The 15833-nt window shown below is 57.8% G+C and carries 19 protein-coding genes and 1 pseudogene; 10 read left to right on the top strand and 10 right to left on the bottom strand.

Going from position 1 to position 15833, the window contains the following annotated elements; translation table 11 throughout:
- The first annotated feature begins 91 nt into the window (after positions 1-91).
- Positions 92-292 carry a hypothetical protein gene (locus tag M0R89_RS00705; RefSeq protein WP_248650649.1) on the top strand — a complete coding sequence of 67 codons (201 nt, stop codon included), beginning with the start codon at positions 92-94 and terminating at the stop codon, positions 290-292.
- 51 nt (positions 293-343) lie between these two features.
- On the opposite strand, the gene M0R89_RS00700 is transcribed toward M0R89_RS00705, so the two are convergent.
- On the bottom strand, positions 344-745 hold the full coding sequence (locus M0R89_RS00700) for a hypothetical protein (RefSeq protein WP_248650648.1): 402 nt from the start codon (positions 743-745) through the stop codon (positions 344-346).
- A 387-nt stretch (positions 746-1132) separates the two neighbouring features.
- On the opposite strand from M0R89_RS00700, the gene sucC reads away from it, so the two are divergent.
- The 3 genes from sucC to M0R89_RS23610 all read left to right on the top strand — a co-directional run bounded on the left by sucC (position 1133) and on the right by M0R89_RS23610 (position 3615).
- On the top strand, positions 1133-2278 hold the full coding sequence (gene sucC / locus M0R89_RS00695; protein WP_248650647.1) for an ADP-forming succinate--CoA ligase subunit beta: 1146 nt from the start codon (positions 1133-1135) through the stop codon (positions 2276-2278).
- The gene (sucD, locus tag M0R89_RS00690; protein ID WP_248650646.1) at positions 2275-3144 is read left to right on the top strand and encodes a succinate--CoA ligase subunit alpha; all 870 of its coding nucleotides are present in this window, start codon (positions 2275-2277) and stop codon (positions 3142-3144) included. The genes sucC and sucD overlap by 4 nt, the downstream gene beginning before the upstream one ends.
- Before the next feature lie 96 nt (positions 3145-3240).
- Entirely contained in the window at positions 3241-3615 is a 375-nt protein-coding gene (locus tag M0R89_RS23610; protein WP_497007467.1) for a DUF7127 family protein, read from the top strand.
- A gap of 93 nt (positions 3616-3708) precedes the next feature.
- Here M0R89_RS23610 and M0R89_RS00685 read toward each other — a convergent pair.
- Positions 3709-4281 (bottom strand): annotated as a pseudogene (locus tag M0R89_RS00685) (mechanosensitive ion channel family protein); the annotation flags it as partial.
- An 88-nt stretch (positions 4282-4369) separates the two neighbouring features.
- Between M0R89_RS00685 and M0R89_RS00680 the strand changes: the two are divergent.
- A complete protein-coding gene (locus M0R89_RS00680; protein WP_248650645.1) occupies positions 4370-5125 on the top strand; it encodes an imidazole glycerol phosphate synthase subunit HisH in 756 nt (251 codons plus the stop codon).
- Positions 5126-5275: 150 nt separating this feature from the next.
- On the opposite strand, the gene M0R89_RS00675 is transcribed toward M0R89_RS00680, so the two are convergent.
- Positions 5276-5611 (bottom strand): zinc ribbon domain-containing protein, encoded by a 336-nt coding sequence (locus M0R89_RS00675; protein WP_248650644.1) that lies wholly within the window; start codon positions 5609-5611, stop codon positions 5276-5278.
- Positions 5612-5688: 77 nt separating this feature from the next.
- Complete coding sequence (locus M0R89_RS00670) at positions 5689-5925, bottom strand: DUF7511 domain-containing protein (protein ID WP_248650643.1); 237 nt, start codon at positions 5923-5925, stop codon at positions 5689-5691.
- A gap of 312 nt (positions 5926-6237) precedes the next feature.
- Between M0R89_RS00670 and M0R89_RS00665 the strand changes: the two genes are divergently transcribed.
- Positions 6238-6900 (top strand): DUF7282 domain-containing protein, encoded by a 663-nt coding sequence (locus tag M0R89_RS00665; protein ID WP_248650642.1) that lies wholly within the window; start codon positions 6238-6240, stop codon positions 6898-6900.
- 395 nt (positions 6901-7295) lie between these two features.
- Positions 7296-8300, top strand: coding sequence for a tyrosine-type recombinase/integrase (locus M0R89_RS00660; protein WP_248650641.1), 1005 nt, complete (start codon positions 7296-7298; stop codon positions 8298-8300).
- A gap of 138 nt (positions 8301-8438) precedes the next feature.
- On the opposite strand, the gene M0R89_RS00655 is transcribed toward M0R89_RS00660, so the two are convergent.
- The 4 genes from M0R89_RS00655 to M0R89_RS00645 all read right to left on the bottom strand — a co-directional run bounded on the left by M0R89_RS00655 (position 8439) and on the right by M0R89_RS00645 (position 10892).
- Positions 8439-8588, bottom strand: coding sequence for a hypothetical protein (locus tag M0R89_RS00655; protein WP_248650640.1), 150 nt, complete (start codon positions 8586-8588; stop codon positions 8439-8441).
- A gap of 34 nt (positions 8589-8622) precedes the next feature.
- The gene (locus M0R89_RS00650) at positions 8623-9264 is read right to left on the bottom strand and encodes a hypothetical protein (RefSeq protein WP_248650639.1); all 642 of its coding nucleotides are present in this window, start codon (positions 9262-9264) and stop codon (positions 8623-8625) included.
- Positions 9261-9500, bottom strand: coding sequence for a DUF7563 family protein (locus M0R89_RS23520; protein ID WP_438267630.1), 240 nt, complete (start codon positions 9498-9500; stop codon positions 9261-9263). The genes M0R89_RS00650 and M0R89_RS23520 overlap by 4 nt, the downstream gene beginning before the upstream one ends.
- 192 nt (positions 9501-9692) lie before the next feature.
- Positions 9693-10892 (bottom strand): hypothetical protein, encoded by a 1200-nt coding sequence (locus M0R89_RS00645; RefSeq protein WP_248650638.1) that lies wholly within the window; start codon positions 10890-10892, stop codon positions 9693-9695.
- Between the two features lie 1690 nt (positions 10893-12582).
- Here M0R89_RS00645 and M0R89_RS00640 point away from each other — a divergent pair.
- Together M0R89_RS00640 and M0R89_RS00635 are read left to right on the top strand one after the other, a co-directional pair.
- Entirely contained in the window at positions 12583-12819 is a 237-nt protein-coding gene (locus tag M0R89_RS00640; protein WP_248650637.1) for a hypothetical protein, read from the top strand.
- A gap of 226 nt (positions 12820-13045) precedes the next feature.
- Positions 13046-13492, top strand: coding sequence for a hypothetical protein (locus tag M0R89_RS00635; RefSeq protein ID WP_248650636.1), 447 nt, complete (start codon positions 13046-13048; stop codon positions 13490-13492).
- 364 nt (positions 13493-13856) lie between these two features.
- On the opposite strand, the gene M0R89_RS00630 is transcribed toward M0R89_RS00635, so the two are convergent.
- Positions 13857-14246 (bottom strand): hypothetical protein, encoded by a 390-nt coding sequence (locus tag M0R89_RS00630; protein ID WP_248650635.1) that lies wholly within the window; start codon positions 14244-14246, stop codon positions 13857-13859.
- Positions 14247-14444: 198 nt separating this feature from the next.
- On the opposite strand from M0R89_RS00630, the gene M0R89_RS00625 reads away from it, so the two are divergent.
- Positions 14445-15386 (top strand): hypothetical protein, encoded by a 942-nt coding sequence (locus tag M0R89_RS00625; RefSeq protein WP_248650634.1) that lies wholly within the window; start codon positions 14445-14447, stop codon positions 15384-15386.
- Here the strand turns inward: M0R89_RS00625 and M0R89_RS00620 are convergent.
- Positions 15383-15562 carry a hypothetical protein gene (locus M0R89_RS00620; protein WP_248650633.1) on the bottom strand — a complete coding sequence of 60 codons (180 nt, stop codon included), beginning with the start codon at positions 15560-15562 and terminating at the stop codon, positions 15383-15385. The two genes, M0R89_RS00625 and M0R89_RS00620, sit on opposite strands and share 4 nt — an antisense overlap.
- Positions 15563-15833: the final 271 nt, after the last annotated feature.

Here is a 15833-nt window from a genome sequence, read left to right as displayed (position 1 = left end):
CCGGTACGACGCCGAGTAGCGCCCGGCCGAGCTGTCGTCTGGCTGAACAAAATCCGACATGTTTTTCGTGTGACCGTGAGAATCCGCACGTATGAGTGTAGACGCGCGCTGTCCGGACTGCGACGTCGCACTGGAGGCGGCCGACCTCTTCACCGGGCAAGGGGAGTTCAGGGTCCGGACCGACGCCGAGAGCGACGACGTGTTGGCCGCCGTCGGCGTGACGAAGGCCCTCGACGTGACGCCCCGTCGGTGTCCCGAGTGCGGGTTGGTGCGCCTCTATGCCGAGGAATGAGTCGTCGCGTCTTCCGACCCGACCGGCCGCGTTCGACTGCCCGCGACGGACTCAGAGGATTTTGGCGTCGTCGATGACGATTCTGTACACCTGCCCGACGTCGAACGTGTCGTCGTACCCGTTCCCGGTGTGGCCCTCGACGCGGTATCGACCGTTGCCGAGAGAGGAGACTACGTCGTTGTTCGTCTCCGCGCCACGCCACTGCTCTGGATGCCCGACGCCGCGGACCGGTCCGTCGGCCACGAAGTGGTAGTCGAAACCGATGTGTTCGGCCGCCCACACTTGGAATCGGTGGTTGTACGTGCCGGTCTCTCTCGACTCGCCTGCCGTGTCCGTCTCCGCGGACCCTCGCGTCGCCGCTCCCGTGACGAGGGGGACGGCCAAGGCCCCCTGCCCGAATCGCTTGAGGACAGTTCGTCGCTCGGTGGTCTCGTCGTCCGTTTCTCTAGCCATACGTTACCACATGACACAGTGGGTCGGCGATACGTATCAAGTCCCGCTATCGTCCACGGCGTCGCGCCCAACTTATATCGGGCGACGACGCCGGTCTGACCTCCGAGAATCTGCCGTTACTCTCGGCCGGGAATCAAGACGGCCACTCCGGGATGGCGGTCGGTGCGCTCGCCCGTTCGGCCCGTCGGTTCGGTATCGCTCGTTGTTTCCCGACCAATGATAGGTTGACCGGCGACAACGACGATAGCTTTCAAGGCGAACGAGGCGGCGTCGCGTTCCAGTTCCGAACGCGACTCGGAGTCCGTCCTCGCCGACCTCCGCGGGACCCTTCCTACCGATTCCGATACTACTAACTCTTGCACGCGGAAAGTATAGTCCGAGCCTAGAATGAGATTACACGAGTATCAGGCGAAGAGCGTCTTCGCCGACGCAGGGATTCCGACGCCGGACGCGACGCTGGCGTCGTCGGTCGACGAGGTAGTCGAGGCCGCCGAGGACATCGGCTACCCGGTCGCCGTGAAGGCACAGGTACACGTCGGCGGCCGCGGGAAGGCCGGCGGCATCAAACTCGCCGAGAGTCGCGACGAGGCCGAGCAGGTCGCCGACGAGATTCTCGGCATGGACCTCAAGGGCTACCACGTCGACCGCGTGCTGGTCGAGGAGGCCGTGGACTTCGTGAACGAACTCTACGTCGGCGTCACGATGGACCGCGGCGAGGGCAAGCCCGTGGCCATGGTCTCGACCAAGGGCGGGGTCGACATCGAGTCGGTCGCCGAGGAGACTCCCGACGCCATCGCTCGGGAGCACATCGACCCGGCGTTCGGGATGCATCCCTATCAGGCCCGCAAGGTCGTCTACGACGCGGGCGTCCCCCGCGAACTCGCTCGCGACGTGGCCTCCGTCCTCCAGACGATGTATCAGCTCTGGGACGACCGCGACGCCAGCGAGGTCGAAATCAACCCGCTGATGGTCACCGACGACGACGAGATTATCGCGGCCGACGCCGTGATGAACATCGACGACGACGCGCTGTTCCGCCAGCAGGAACTCGCCGAGATGGAGGAGGAGACGTTCGAGGACGACCTCGAACGCAAGGCCAGCGAGTACGGCTTCGACTACGTCCGACTCTCGGGTAACGTCGGCATCATCGGCAACGGTGCCGGACTCGTGATGACGACGCTGGACCTCGTGGACTACTACGGCGGCGAACCCGCCAACTTCCTCGACATCGGGGGCGGCGCGAAGGCCGAGCGCGTGGCGAACGCGCTCGACATGGTGTTCTCCGACGAGAACGTCGACGCGGTCGTCTTCAACATCTTCGGGGGCATCACCCGCGGCGACGAAGTCGCGAAGGGCATCAACTCCGCGCTCGAACAGTTCGACGAGATTCCCAAGCCCGTGGTCGTCCGCCTCGCCGGCACCAACGCAGAGGAGGGCCGCGAGATTCTGAACGACGAACTCGTCACGGTCGAGGAGACCCTCGAAGACGCGGTTCAACGCACGGTCGAATACTCCGAGGAGGAAGCACAATGAGCGTTCTAGTCGATTCGGACACCAGAGTCGTCGTACAGGGCATCACCGGCGGGGAAGGCAAGTTCCACGCCGAACAGATGATGGACTACGGCACCAACGTCGTCGCCGGCGCAGTGCCGGGCAAGGGCGGCCAAGAGGTCAACGGCGTGCCGGTCTACGACACGGTCCACGAGGCGGCCCGCGAGGAGGACGCCGACGCCTCGGTCGTCTTCGTCCCGCCCGCGTTCGCGGGCGACGCCGTCTTCGAGGCGCTCGACGCGCCGCTGGACCTCGTGGTCGCCATCACGGAGGGCATCCCCACGCAGGACATGGCCAAGGTCAACAAGCGCCTCTCGGAAGTGGACACCCGACTCATCGGCCCGAACTGTCCGGGCATCATCACCCCCGGCGAGTCGAAACTCGGCATCCTGCCGGGCAACATCTTCGAGTCCGGCGAGGTCGGACTCGTCTCCCGGTCGGGCACCCTCACCTATCAGGTCGTGGACAACCTGACCTCCCGGGGCATCGGTCAGACCACCGCCATCGGCATCGGCGGCGACCCCATCATCGGCACCGACTTCATCGACGCGCTCGAACTGTTCGAGAACGACCCCGACACGAAGGCGGTCGTCATGTGCGGCGAAATCGGCGGCGAAGACGAAGAGGAGGCCGCCCAGTTCATCGCCGAGAACATGGACACGCCGGTCGCCGGGTTCATCGCGGGCCGGACCGCCCCGCCGGGCAAGCGCATGGGCCACGCGGGCGCAATCGTCTCCGGTAGCGGCACCGGCACCGCCGAGAGCAAGATAAACGCGCTGAACGACGCGGGCGTCCCGGTCGGCGACACGCCCAACGAAGTCGCGGACCACATCGAGGACTTCCTGTAAGTCCGCTCTATTTCCTTTTCTACTCGAAAGCGGCTAAGCAGACCGTTAGAGCGGCCAAAAGCGAAATCGCCCGACTCGCCCCGAATAAATAGCCAGATGAAACGACCCCGATATTCCGTCACTTCTCATTTATTCGATGATACACGTCTCTCTTGCGCTTTTTGCTTAATCCGCCGCGGGCACAGCACTTACCCGCGACTAACCCCTAGCGAACACGTGAAGACACCCCAACCCATTCGGTCGGCGGCGAACGAAGAAGACGACTTGACCATCGCCCGTCGGGAGTACGACGACGAGAACGTCGTGGTCGTGGACTTCGGCCGCGGCGTCGAGGTGGCGCTGGACATCCTCGGCGACACGGTAATCGTCGTCGCGGGTGACCGCCAGTTCGAGTTCGAGGTCCCCGAGGAGGCGACCGAGATTACCACCAACGACGGGATGCTCGTCATCACGGAAGCGCGAACCGACTGACGACCGCCCGGTCCGTCGGAGCCTATTCTGTCGCGGTCTACTCTGACGCCTCGCGCGATTCGTTAGCCACCCGGCCGCCGATTCGCCGGGCGTCTCCCCGGCGTCGGCCGGACTCGACCCGGCGTGCGATTTCTTGGTCCACTTCTCCTCGACCGAACTGTTGCCCATCACCACCACGTCACCGCCCTCGACCTCCAGTCTCGTCTTTCGGAGGTCGATCGTCCGGACCTCTCCCGTCACGTCGCCCGCGACGACCGTATCGCCGGGTTCGAAGTCGGGGTCCCGCAGGAGGTACACCCCGGAGACGGTGTCGGCTATCATGTCCGAGAGCGCGTAGCTGACGCCCAAGGCGACGAATCCGGTCGCGGTCCCCAGACTCGCGGCGATGTCGCCCATCCCCAGAATCTTCAGGAGCGTGAGCGCGGCCGCGAACCAGAGGAACACCGCCGCGACGGTGGTGAACAGGTCGGCGACGAGTTCGTCGGCGTAGAGTCGCCCGAGCGCGGACCGGACGAGTCGAAGCGCGACCCGAATCCCGGCGAAGGCCACTGCGAGAAAGAGGAGCGCGGTCAGGAGTTTCGGAATCGCGTCCACGAGTCCGGCCCGGAGTTCCGCGAGCGTCTCGGCGACCACCCCGGAAAGCCAGTCGGTCTGCGCGACCATCATACCACCGTCAATTCGAGCCAGCGACAAGAACCCTCGGGCGGCCCCGCCAACGGGAAAGGCCCAATACCTCCCGGTGTCACGTTCGAGTGTGAACGTCACCATCGTCGATTACGGCGTGGGCAACCTCCGTAGCCTCCGGCGGGGCTTGGAACGCGCCGACGCCGACGTGGAAGTCACCGACGACCCCGAGGAAATCGCCGACGCCGAAGCAATCGTCCTGCCCGGCGTGGGCGCGTTCGAGGAGTGCATGCGCAACTCCGCGCCGTTCCACGACGCGCTTCGAGACGCCGCCGCGGACACGCCGATTCTGGGCATCTGCGTCGGTCTCCAACTGCTGTTCACCGAGAGCGAGGAGGGCGCGCCCGACGGGGTCTCGGCGAGCGAGTCGAGTCGAGGCTCGTCGGACGAGGGAAGCGAGTCCGACGGCGAGACCGTCGAGGGCCTCGACCTGATTCCCGGCCGGGTCGAGCGCCTCCCCCGCGGCGAGGTCAAGGTCCCGCACATGGGTTGGAACGAGGTCACGGTCGAGCGCGACCACCCGCTCGCAGAGGGCATCGCGGACGGCGACTACGCCTACTTCGTCCACTCGTACTGCGCGGCGGCCGACGATCACACCGTCGCCTCCTGCGACTACGGCTTCTCCGGGGACGGAGCGACCGGAGAGTCGAACGACGCGCCGTCGGGCGTCGGGTTCGCCGCCGTCGCGGCCAACGAGGCGGGCAACGTGATGGGGACGCAGTTCCACCCCGAGAAGAGCGGCGAGACCGGACTCCGCATCCTCCAGAACTTCGTGGACTACGCGCGTCAGTACCGCGAACCCGCGTCCGAGGCTACGGCGGACTGAGACCAAGCGCGGGAACCGGGACTCGCGAGCGCCAGAAATCGGGGAGAAGACAGGAATCGAGCGGAGGAACGGAATTCAGTACGAAAGGTGGAAATCGAGCGGGGGAACCGGTCGGACGAATCGAACGGGAGGGACGGTCGCGGAACGCCGTTACCGGTTCAGTTCGCCGAGGCAGTCCTGACAGTACTTCGCGCCGACCATGTTCGACGCGCCGCAGGTCGAGCAGGCGAACGAGTCGGCCGTGGGGACGGGGTCGGCCGCGGCGTCCGCGCCGCCCGACCCCCGACCGTCGGCGCGAATCGGTCCCTTGTCGAGCGCCTCGGCGGCCGCGCTCGACACGTCCCGGGGTGCGTCGTCGCGCTCCGCGAGCGCCAACAGGAGCGCGTCGTCGCGAATTCTCTCCAGTCCGCGTATCAGCCCCAGATACAGGAGCGTGGGCGCGGCTATCACGAAACAGGCCATCAGCAGTCGGAGGGCGAGGTTCATGTCCGAACTGCGGTGAGCGATCCTTCTTAATTGTACCGATTATTTGAAGTCCTGTGCCTCGGTACCGAATCTGCGTCTCAACGGGCGACGTCGAGGTCTACGAAGGCGCTGTCGTCGGCGGTGAGCCACGAGGTCATGCGCTCGGTCCCGAAGACGCCTTCGGGGTACACCGTCCGCCGGTCCGGTCGCCCCTCGTACTCGACGACGACTGAGCGCAGCGCGATGTCCGGCCGGTCATCGTGGGCCGCTGTCTCGAAATCCGCGAGGTGGTCTGGGTCGGTCCGTGTGTCGGTGGTGTGTGGGTCCGTACTCATGATGTTCCGGCCGCACGTGTCGCTGCGACCGGATTCGGCTAAGTATTTTCTATGAACAATATATATACGTTAGGTCGAATCCGAGCCGTCAATAACCCTGGGCCGGTCCCGTTCCGAGGTTTCGGTCGGTCATTTCCGGGGCTTGTTTTCTCGTGCCAACCCTCGTGATATCTCATCACATCCGCTTCCGTAAGGTAATTTTCAGTGCCGTGTCAACCAAGTATCGCGTTCCGGAGACGTCTCAACTGCGAGTGAACTCTCGCTCGTCGGACAGTCTCCACGAGACACATCTCTCGGAACAGAGAACTAACGATGACAAGTACGACGCGAACGGTCCTCGTTGCGGGACTCGTGGCGCTCGCGGTACTCACCGGAGCGGCCCTCGCGACCCCCGCAACCACGACTACGACGACGGACGAACAGGTCAACGAAACTGCCTCCGTATCGGTGTCCGACCAACAGTTCGACGGCGAAGCGGTGACCATCGACAGCGCCTCCCTCCCCGACGGCGGGTTCGCGGTGGTCTACAACGAGAGCGGCGAGCGCGTCGGTCACACCGACTACCTCGACGCGAGCGACCACGAGAACCTCACCGTCTCGCTGAACGCGACGGTCGACCGAGCGCAGGTGCTGGTCGTGACCCTCGTCCGCAACAACGGGAGCGAGAGCTTCAACGCCTCCGCGGACTCGGTCGCTTACCAGACCGAGAACGGCGCGGACGTGTCTGACACGAGCTACGTCTACTTCCAGAAGCGCGGCGAGCAGACGACCACCGAGGAGACGACCGCAGCGGACACCTCGCTCACGACGACTGCGGAGACGAGCGAGGAGACGACCGACGAGTCGGCCGCGTCGGACGCCACCACCGAGGAGACGACCAGCGAGTCCAGCGGCGGCGGCGTCCCCGGCTTCACGCCGATTACCGGCGTCGTCGCGCTGATTACGGCGGCTCTCGTCGGTCTCCGTCGGAGCTAACGCCTCGACTCTCGCGGAATTCTCCCTTCTTTCGTCGCGGGCGCCGGCGAGTCGCCGACGCCGAGCGAAGACGAACCGACAGCCGAGTTTCGGGAATTGTATTTTCGATTCTTTTAGACCCCATTCGGCGGCGCAGACTTCTCGCTTCGCTCGTCGTTTTGCGCCGTCAGAAGTGGGTCGGGGCGGATTCGAACCGCTCCGGACTTCGGTGAAACAAAGTTTCACCTCGTCCATATAGTTCACGCCTGCTCACTTCGTTGCGCGGGCGTTCACCGCCGACCTGCTTGTAGGCTGTCAGGAGACTCTAGACAAAACGACCCGCAGGAGAACGCACGACTAATTGGGACTTGACCGGGCGCGACACCAACTGCGTCACAGGGGTAAGCACGAAAATCATGACTCGAAAACTTACCCCGGAAGACGCAGTCGAACGGTATCTAGACGAACGCAAACCCGAAGTCAGCGAATCAACCCTCTACAACTACACCTACCTCCTCGAACGGTTCGCAGACTGGTGCAACACCCAAGGAATCGACTATATCAACGAGATTGATGGATTCACCATCCACGACTTCAAACTCTTCAGACGCGACACAGACGACATTTCCAACCTCACCCTTCACAAAAATATGTGTACGCTCCGGACGTTCATCCGGCACATGGAGTCGTGGGATGTCGTAGACGATGGACTCGCGGACAACATGATTCTCCCCGAGATCGACTCTGAAACCCGTGACAGGAAAATCAGCGCAGAACAAGCGCACGAGATGCTGGAGTACCTCGACAAATACGAGTACGGAACAAAGAGACACGCGCTATTTGCGATTCTGTGGGATACAGGAATGCGGTTAGGGTCTGTCCGGTCACTAGACCTTGGCGACTACCACTCAGGAGAGAAGTACATCGAACTCCACCACCGACCCGAATCCGACACCCCTCTGAAAAACGCGGAGGGCGGAGAACGTGAAGTCAACCTCCACGCATGGGTTTGTGAAGTGATTGACGACCACATCAAGATGAACCGTCACAACGTGACCGATGATTATGGACGGAAGCCGCTGTTCACCACTGAACATGGCCGTCCGGCTCGTTCAGGGCTGAGAATGCACATTACTGCATTGAGTCGTCCTTGCCACTATACAGGAGAGTGCCCGCATGACAGGGAACAAATGGAGTGTGAAGCGTGGACTGACCGGGAGTACGCCGCCCGATGCCCTAGCAGTATCAGTCCGCACGATGTGCGCCGGTCTTCAATCACAGAGTGGCTGAAGCGGGGACACAGAAAGGAAATTGTCAGCGATAGATGTGACGTTTCACCGAAGGTTCTCGACAAGCACTACGATGTTAGGACGAAGACGGAGAAACGTGAGCTTCGGAGGGATGCATTCGGTATGGATTGAGTGTTCACACGCGGGCATTAGATACGCGAAGAACCAGCCACCAACACGTCCACCGCTGTTGGAAAAGGAATCAATCACGTCACAGAAGAAATCGACTCACGAGCAAATACAGCGACCTGAGAACAAACCCCCTACTGTTCAACTGGAAACCACTTCGTCGTCCACATCCTCATCGCCACTCGGCATCACAAACCCATCCTCGGAACTGACCCTTTCATCCCTGAACGCCAACCGGACAGGATCATCCTCATCCCCAATGTATTTTGGAAGGTCGCGTTCGTCACTCATTGATACAATATCCTTGTTGAAGACTGATAACTGTCTAGTCCGCCAACCCCGACGCCGACTCAAAACTCGTGTCGAACGTCACGTCCACCGACTCTGTTCGTGCATCTCCACGTTTCTCATGGAAGTCACGAAGTTCGTCACGCTCAACCACATAATTCAACGTATCCCGAGGCCACTTCCGAGGTTCACGGTCAAGCAATTCAGCCAACGTACACCACCCAACGAGACCTAGCACACCCTTCTCAATCTCCTCGACTAAGTAGAACGCATCAGGAATCGTCTTTTCAGGGTCGTCCAACGCCTCATAGACGTGATGCTGGTCCATCAACAGTCGCCCAGTCTCGTCGTAAGGCGTCGTCTTCACGTCCACCCCAAACCGAGCGATTTCCAAATCAACTCCATCATCCCCTTCATCCTCGTAAATCTCGTCGTCAAACGTATCTTCGACACCATACCATTTCGCTACTGCGAGTTCGCCTTGAACCCCTCTGAAATGCGCCATGAACGAGTTCTGATCCTCGTCAAGGTATCCACGTCCATCCTTGCTTGAGTCTCGTTCACGGGCAAGCTCGTAGCAACGCTGAATCTCAGACTCGTTCAAATACACAACAGGGTATGGCCGGTCGCTGTAGTCTGATTGTCTAGACGCTTCCGAACCCGGGTCGGCAACACTCATAGCCGATCCCCTCGCTCCGACGTTTCCAAAAGCCGTTCGCGGCGTTCAGGACACGCTGAACCCCCCGAGTTCAGAATCGTCTTCGACACGCACGTTCGACACGCATACACCACATCGTCGTTACTGCCGTACACACGGCGGAAATCGTCTGAAACGTGAGTTCCGCAGTTCCGGCACTGGTTATTTGCAAGCTGTACTTCCTCGGTCGATGTCTCGTCTTGGACTGTCGTTGACATCGTTCACTGCACGGTCGAGAAGAGACCACCCTTAAGTGTTCTATCAGGTATAGTTAGGAATAAAAACACACCATCCTTTCCCGTGACACCACCACTTCCGGTAGTCAACGATACCAGCGTCTAGACGCTGGCCACCAACAACCACGTAGAAACAGAACCAACTCGTCTGTCAGCACGCCCCGAAACGCATGGTCACTCGCCAGTCAATTCCTCATACTCCTCCCCCAACTCAACAAGTCGACTCATATCCAAGTCATACGTCTCAGCAAGGTCCCGCGCCTCATTATACGTCTCCGAGAAAAGCCCGTCATAAAAACTATTAATAGACGAACCCGGCTCCATATTCTCTAACTTCCGTTCAGCCTTCGCAACCAACTCCTCATACTTTTCCCGCGCCTCATCCTCACTCAAACGCTCCTCACGACGCTTCTCAGCAGCCTTCTCCTCCAACACTTCAATCACACCATCACCACTCAACAACGACTCAACACTCCCCGTCTGCACCGCAAACGACGTGAACACAGACTTCGACTCATGCAAATCAGCCGCCTCATCTTCAGACAACCAACCTTCCTCAACAGCAATCCCCATCATCCGAGTCAATACACGATTTGCTGAATAACGGTCAGGAGCCTCCTCAAGCATCGTGTTCAACTTTGTGAGACTGGCCTGACGAGCAACAATCTCCTTCGTGAAGTACGTCTGTGAAGGCTTGAACCACTTCTCAACCAACCGTCCATCATCTGTCGACCACTCCCCAGACAAGTCACGAATCTTGTTCACGTTGTTACGATACCCCTTTGCATCCTCGTCACTCCCCTTCAACTCCATAGCACGAACCACGTCTTCAACCATCTCATCCACCGCGTTACGCAACCGCCGGTCGTTCGTGACGTGTGCGTACAGTACGTCGAGATCCTCTGCAAGCGTGATGATCTTGTCCACAGTCGCACTCCGACTCACACCGAACGCAGTTCGGATAATGGACTCAAGCTGACTCTGGGTGACTCGATGGGAGAAGTCGTCCTCGTGTTCGCGCTTCCACGCGAGAATCCCCTCCAGCACGACGACTCGTTGCCGGTTAGACTGCTTGAGAACATCGTTATCACTAAAGTCAGCCTCGTCAGGGTCGATGAGTCGGTCGTGACCCAATGACAGTTCGTTGTATTCCGACTCGTCCGACTCGTCAGAAGAATCGTCGTCTGATTGCTGAACGCCTTCAATCGAGACGTTCTCGCCAGCGACCATGCGAAGCATGTCGTTATCCGCCATGACCGCCAGCTTTGCTGCACGGTTCAGGAACTCGGCCATTGAAATGCCGAGTTCATCTGCTTGAACGTCAACTTGGTTCTTGACCGATTCATCTGCACTCGTTGTCTTGAGTGTTGCCATACACTTTCCCGTATAGAACATAGGTATATAAACCCCAGATTGTGATAGACCATAACACACCAACCAGAGAAACAGGAAACATAGAGTAAAACACCTCTACCCACGGAAAACAAGAAACACGGTTGAGAAAGTGGTACTAAATCAGAACCATGTTTTCGGGATATTGCACGCCCCACCACCCTGTCACGAGAGTCATGAGTGTCGTAAGAACACACCACCATGTCATAAGTGTCCTAAGTGTCATAAGACGAATCTGGTCCAACACCCAACCCGTCAAACCCGAGAAATCACGCGGTAGAACAGAAATCGGGTTGTCGTCTGGTACTAATCGAAAACATGTTTCTCCCCCCGTCCGGTCGTTCACAGAAGGGGCAGGGGGAGTCACGTCAATCGAACCCTCGTCCAGTCATTCACAACACGCCCCCTCCACCCTCGATGTAACTGTATCACCCCGAAGTAGACCGATCTGGTACAACACCCAACCCGCGAAACACCGAGAATCACGCAGTAGAAGCAAAATCAGGTCGTGGAATGGTACAAATCGAAAGTATGTTTCCCCCTCCCCCTCGATCTCTGAAAGAGTAGGAGGGGGAGTGAGTCGCAGTAAACAGCAGAGTGACGAGTCCTCGCCCGCACCGCATCTCTCGTTCTCCGCTTCCCTCGTAATCGGTCGAGTTAGGACGCCTACTACCTCACGGTAGTAGTATTCCTACTACTACCGTTCGTTTAGGACCCTCTACGGGTATTGTTTGTACTATACCCTTATAAACCTGTTCCTATTCAAAACTAACATTAATCTTTGTTAATAGTGTATCAGTGGAAAGACCATCGTCCAAACAACACTCAGCGTCAATCAAACCAGCGACCCAGTTGATTGACTGAGCGAGCTACCCCCGCCTACTCTTTCAGAGAGCGAGGGAGGGGGGAAGACATGTTTTCGATTAGTACCAGACCGAACCCTCGAAACCGCGCTACTGTCGGAAAAACGGCGGCTCACGAGTTCGGGGTTGTACCAGATTCGTCTTATGACTCTCGTGACTCTTAGGACATGGTGGTCTTCCCCAACGCGACAAGTAATCATCTCGCTCATTCGGTTCGGTTCCCCCCGCCTACTCTTGTGAACGTCGAGGGGGAGGGGGAAACATGTTTTCGAGAAGTACCACTTCGAGAACCGAAAACCGTGCTACTGTCCGAAAATCGCCGGCTCACGGGTTCGGGGTTGTGCCAGATTGGTCTAGACCGGGTACTTACGGTTACAACGAGGGGGTAGGGGGCGTGCTGTGGATGTAAAGGATCCCCCGACTCGGCGACTTTCCTTTCGGGCGTGCATAATGCGGTCGGGGGAGATGTGTCTAGACGGGTTCGTCGTTGCGAGAAGAACGGAAAGGGGTAGGGAGTTGAAACGAGTCCAAGACGAGACGTTCTCCCTCTAAATCGTTAGTGATCGGGGACCACGAGAGAGTGAGTGAGGTTGTGGTTCCGACAATCGACTTCTGTTTCCGATGAACGTGAATCGGTCAGGGAGTAGGCACAGGCCCTAACCAGTTGAGGGTGATGGTTGCCCGTTTATAAGGGTTTCTCCTGTTCTAGATAGGTTGAGTCAGGTTTTGAGGTTGTTCGTTGTATTCCTGTTCGGTGGATTTAGCACCTAATACAGGGTTTCTTGATGTATGAGTGTCTGGGAACAGTTATGGGCGATACTGATCAAGTGTCTTCCGGGGAAGAAGAGGAGTATAAGTATAAAGGGACAGTGAGGAATCGGTTTCCTGATTCTGGCTGGAAGGCCTTAGACGAGGACGTTGAGTATCCTTTCCGGATCGAACTCATTGACCGGAGTGACATCTCTGTTCGTGACCGTGAGATGCATGAGAGGCTTGCTGAAAATCGTCGTGATGTGGATGAGGTGGTTGCTGAAGGAGAGGACTAGACGGGATTCCTAAGTTTTGTTACCGGTACACAGCACAGGTGTCCACCTGACCTACTGGGAGCGGGGACCCTGCTGGATGCGTGGGTATTCTTTGACGTTGTTTTCGTAGGTTACTCGTGCTTGCTCGTTGTGTGTGGGGGAGTTGTTACGGTCTACTCGTAGCGAGTAAAGCGTAGAGTTTGCGCGTGGAACAACTATTTAAGGTAAGAAATACTACATTTTGAGTATGAGTGAAATGGTAACAGTACACGAACAGAAGTTGGACAAGGACGCAATCGACGTGCTTCGTTGTCTAGACGAGCATGGCGAACTGACGACTTCAGAAGTGCAGAGTCGATTGAATCACAAGAACAATGACTACACTCGACGCCGATTTGAGTGGCTTGAGAACGCGAATCTGGTGGCTTTGAAGAAGGTTCCATGGAGTAAGAACGATGAAATCTCGGTGACTGAAGCGAGTATCACGGAAGACGGGAAAGAGTTCCTTGAGAGTTGGAATTTTGAAGGTATCGGCGAAGGGCTACCTGTCGAAGAACGAGTCCGGCGGTTGGAGGATCGCGTGGAAGAGTTAGAGTCGGAGAATCAGCACCTACGAGACGGGTTCGTGGCCATGGAGCGGTATTTGGAGCAGGAAGTGAATGTGGACCTGAATGAGTTCCTTCCTGAAGAGTAGTTCTTTCTTGTGTTTGGTTCGAGGTGGGCGTGGGTTCGTTGTAGAAGGAACCTCTGTCTAGACGCAGAAGAGTTCCGGTGCGGGACTTAATTCTGCAATGCGTCCAGATTCACATCCAAGTCTGTGTTCTTGCAATGCTCTCGTATGGATTGGATGACGATCATCTTTATCGGAACTGACTTGACTGCGCTTTCCTGTCTGAGTTGCTGATGCAGGTCTTCGGGGATTTCGATGTTGATTCGACCCATGTTTTCTGTGTTGTCGACTGGAGGATAGTGCCATAAGTAAGGTAGGTTGCTGCACTGTTGTCAGGTGGTCAGGAAGGGTCCCTGTCAGAAAGACGCGGGCATTATACGTCCGTGTTTCAGGACACAATGCTGTTCAGAAAACGGTAAACACGCCCCATAGACCACATCACAGGCAACCATAGCGAACGAATGTTATTTACAAGTGCTATTTTGAACGGAATGTCTTGAGTCTCAGACTCCATGTATTGCCTGACCGCGTCTGCTTCTGCTGATGTTGATGCTGACTGGAACAAGTCTGTACGGAACTCTAACGCCAAGTTTGCAAGAAAATCAGGGTTGGACCCTCCGTGTTCTGCGTGGGCGAGTTCGTGTTCGAGGATGATGTCGTGGGCTACGGGGTAGTCTTTGAGGGCTTCGTCAAGAACTACTGTTCGTTCTGCTATGTGGAACCGGTTGACGTGTGGCCCTCCCGGTGAGTATATGATTCGTACTTCGTCTTTGTTCATCGTGTTGGCAGCGTGGTCTGTCCCGGGATAAGGGTTTCATCGGTGGTTGGGTGGTCAGGAACAGGGGTGTGTTATTGCGTGCGCGAGTGTGGCCATGTCTAGACTGGTGAGTCTGGTTGATTCTGTGTAGGTGTGGTAATAGGGTTTGCAGTATTATAGATGAAAGGTATAAGTAGGGATAGTGTCTACTGACGAGTGATGACAGCTCAAAACGATACTGTCCAAGACGAGAACAGCACGCAAACCAACGAAGAAACCTACACGCTCAACGTCGAGGTCTTCCCCCACAAAGGCGCACGAGAGAAAGTAATTCGTGAAGCAACGATCACGGTTCCAGATTCAGCAGTCGAAGGATACGACCTTTCAGACGACATGAGCGAACTACCCGGAATCGGCGCAAAGACAGTGCAAACGCTCGGATTCATTGAATCCGGAACTGTCGGCGAGTTCGCCGCATGGCTGTCGTGCATGTATAAAGTAAGTCCTCTCAAGAAGGAGGCGCTCAGAACTGCCGAACTGCGGTTGGATGACCGGTACAGCATTTTCAATGACGACCGGATCGCGGTAAACGTACATGAGGAGGACGAGTCGGACGGTAGCGACGAATCGAACGAGACTGACGAAGTGTCCACAGACGGTGGCGAACAGTCGGACATCAACGACGACCAGCCCACTGTCGGAGAACGGTACACGGACGAGGACTTCCACTCTGTCGGCTACTATCTTGGCACTCGGAGTGATAACGTCGCAGAAACCTATCTCGACGATCAGGTTTCTGGACAACGTGACGACCCAAGCAATCTGGAAGGAGATTCGTTCACTCACTCTCTTGAAGACGAGGAGAGTTTGAGCGAGTACGTTGCAACGACCCACGAAAACTGGAAGTACGAGGATGTAAGTGAGCTTGGGAAGGCCATGCTGGATGCAGATCGGCTTGCCGACGCAGACCTGTTGACGCGCAAGCAGGCCGAGGTGTACGCCCTCCGGGAGATTGCAGGGTTCGACCGTCTCAAAACTTCGTCACTCCTGCAAATCACCGAGTCAGGGGTTGACAACCACTTGGCGGCAGCTCGGGAGAAGATCGAGTCTGCGGAAGAGACGCTTGACGTGCTGGACGACGTTTCGGAGGGGGATGCCTAATGCAGGGTCATCTGAGTGAGGTATGGCTTGTGCTTGGTGAACCGGTCGAAGACCGCACACACCGTCTCCATGCAGAACGCGTCAAAATCTACGAGTCCCGCGCAGGCCGTGAAGAGGTGACTAAGCAGGTTACGACTGATGCGCGTCTGTGGGATGTTGAGGATATTGAACAGCATACCTCGGGACTTGAGCTAAACGTTGGCGTCCTTGATGATGATTCTCGGGAGTTGGTTGACTCGGTGACTCGTCCGGTTGAAAAGTAGGTAACTGGTCTTCTTTTTCGTGCGGGGTGTGGTATGTGTAGTCTTGTTATGAGTGTCTAGACGCCGAAGGCGGAGCGGTCTGTTACTGTGTCTAGTTGGTGTCCCAGTAACCGGGATGTTCGAGTGGTTGGGTGGTAGGGAAGCCTCCACTGTCCAACCACGACATCTGTTTAAAAGAGAATCA

Origin of the sequence: Halorussus limi (assembly GCF_023238205.1) — an archaeon.
In the GTDB taxonomy this organism is placed as follows: Archaea; Halobacteriota; Halobacteria; order Halobacteriales; family Haladaptataceae; genus Halorussus; species Halorussus limi.
This window is presented reverse-complemented; position numbering and strand designations above follow the sequence as displayed.

Excerpts from the sequence above, each read along its gene's own strand:
- M0R89_RS00705 (WP_248650649.1), top strand. The coding sequence starts at position 92 with ATGAGTGTAGACGCGCGCTGTCCGGACTGCGACGTCGCACTGGAGGCG.
- M0R89_RS00700 (WP_248650648.1), bottom strand. The coding sequence starts at position 745 with ATGGCTAGAGAAACGGACGACGAGACCACCGAGCGACGAACTGTCCTC.
- sucC (WP_248650647.1), top strand. The coding sequence starts at position 1,133 with ATGAGATTACACGAGTATCAGGCGAAGAGCGTCTTCGCCGACGCAGGG.
- sucD (WP_248650646.1), top strand. The coding sequence starts at position 2,275 with ATGAGCGTTCTAGTCGATTCGGACACCAGAGTCGTCGTACAGGGCATC.
- M0R89_RS23610 (WP_497007467.1), top strand. The coding sequence starts at position 3,241 with ATGAAACGACCCCGATATTCCGTCACTTCTCATTTATTCGATGATACA.
- M0R89_RS00675 (WP_248650644.1), bottom strand. The coding sequence starts at position 5,611 with ATGAACCTCGCCCTCCGACTGCTGATGGCCTGTTTCGTGATAGCCGCG.
- M0R89_RS00670 (WP_248650643.1), bottom strand. The coding sequence starts at position 5,925 with ATGAGTACGGACCCACACACCACCGACACACGGACCGACCCAGACCAC.
- M0R89_RS00665 (WP_248650642.1), top strand. The coding sequence starts at position 6,238 with ATGACAAGTACGACGCGAACGGTCCTCGTTGCGGGACTCGTGGCGCTC.
- M0R89_RS00660 (WP_248650641.1), top strand. The coding sequence starts at position 7,296 with ATGACTCGAAAACTTACCCCGGAAGACGCAGTCGAACGGTATCTAGAC.
- M0R89_RS00655 (WP_248650640.1), bottom strand. The coding sequence starts at position 8,588 with ATGAGTGACGAACGCGACCTTCCAAAATACATTGGGGATGAGGATGAT.
- M0R89_RS00650 (WP_248650639.1), bottom strand. The coding sequence starts at position 9,264 with ATGAGTGTTGCCGACCCGGGTTCGGAAGCGTCTAGACAATCAGACTAC.
- M0R89_RS23520 (WP_438267630.1), bottom strand. The coding sequence starts at position 9,500 with ATGTCAACGACAGTCCAAGACGAGACATCGACCGAGGAAGTACAGCTT.
- M0R89_RS00645 (WP_248650638.1), bottom strand. The coding sequence starts at position 10,892 with ATGGCAACACTCAAGACAACGAGTGCAGATGAATCGGTCAAGAACCAA.
- M0R89_RS00640 (WP_248650637.1), top strand. The coding sequence starts at position 12,583 with ATGGGCGATACTGATCAAGTGTCTTCCGGGGAAGAAGAGGAGTATAAG.
- M0R89_RS00635 (WP_248650636.1), top strand. The coding sequence starts at position 13,046 with ATGAGTGAAATGGTAACAGTACACGAACAGAAGTTGGACAAGGACGCA.
- M0R89_RS00630 (WP_248650635.1), bottom strand. The coding sequence starts at position 14,246 with ATGAACAAAGACGAAGTACGAATCATATACTCACCGGGAGGGCCACAC.
- M0R89_RS00625 (WP_248650634.1), top strand. The coding sequence starts at position 14,445 with ATGACAGCTCAAAACGATACTGTCCAAGACGAGAACAGCACGCAAACC.
- M0R89_RS00620 (WP_248650633.1), bottom strand. The coding sequence starts at position 15,562 with ATGCTGTTCAATATCCTCAACATCCCACAGACGCGCATCAGTCGTAAC.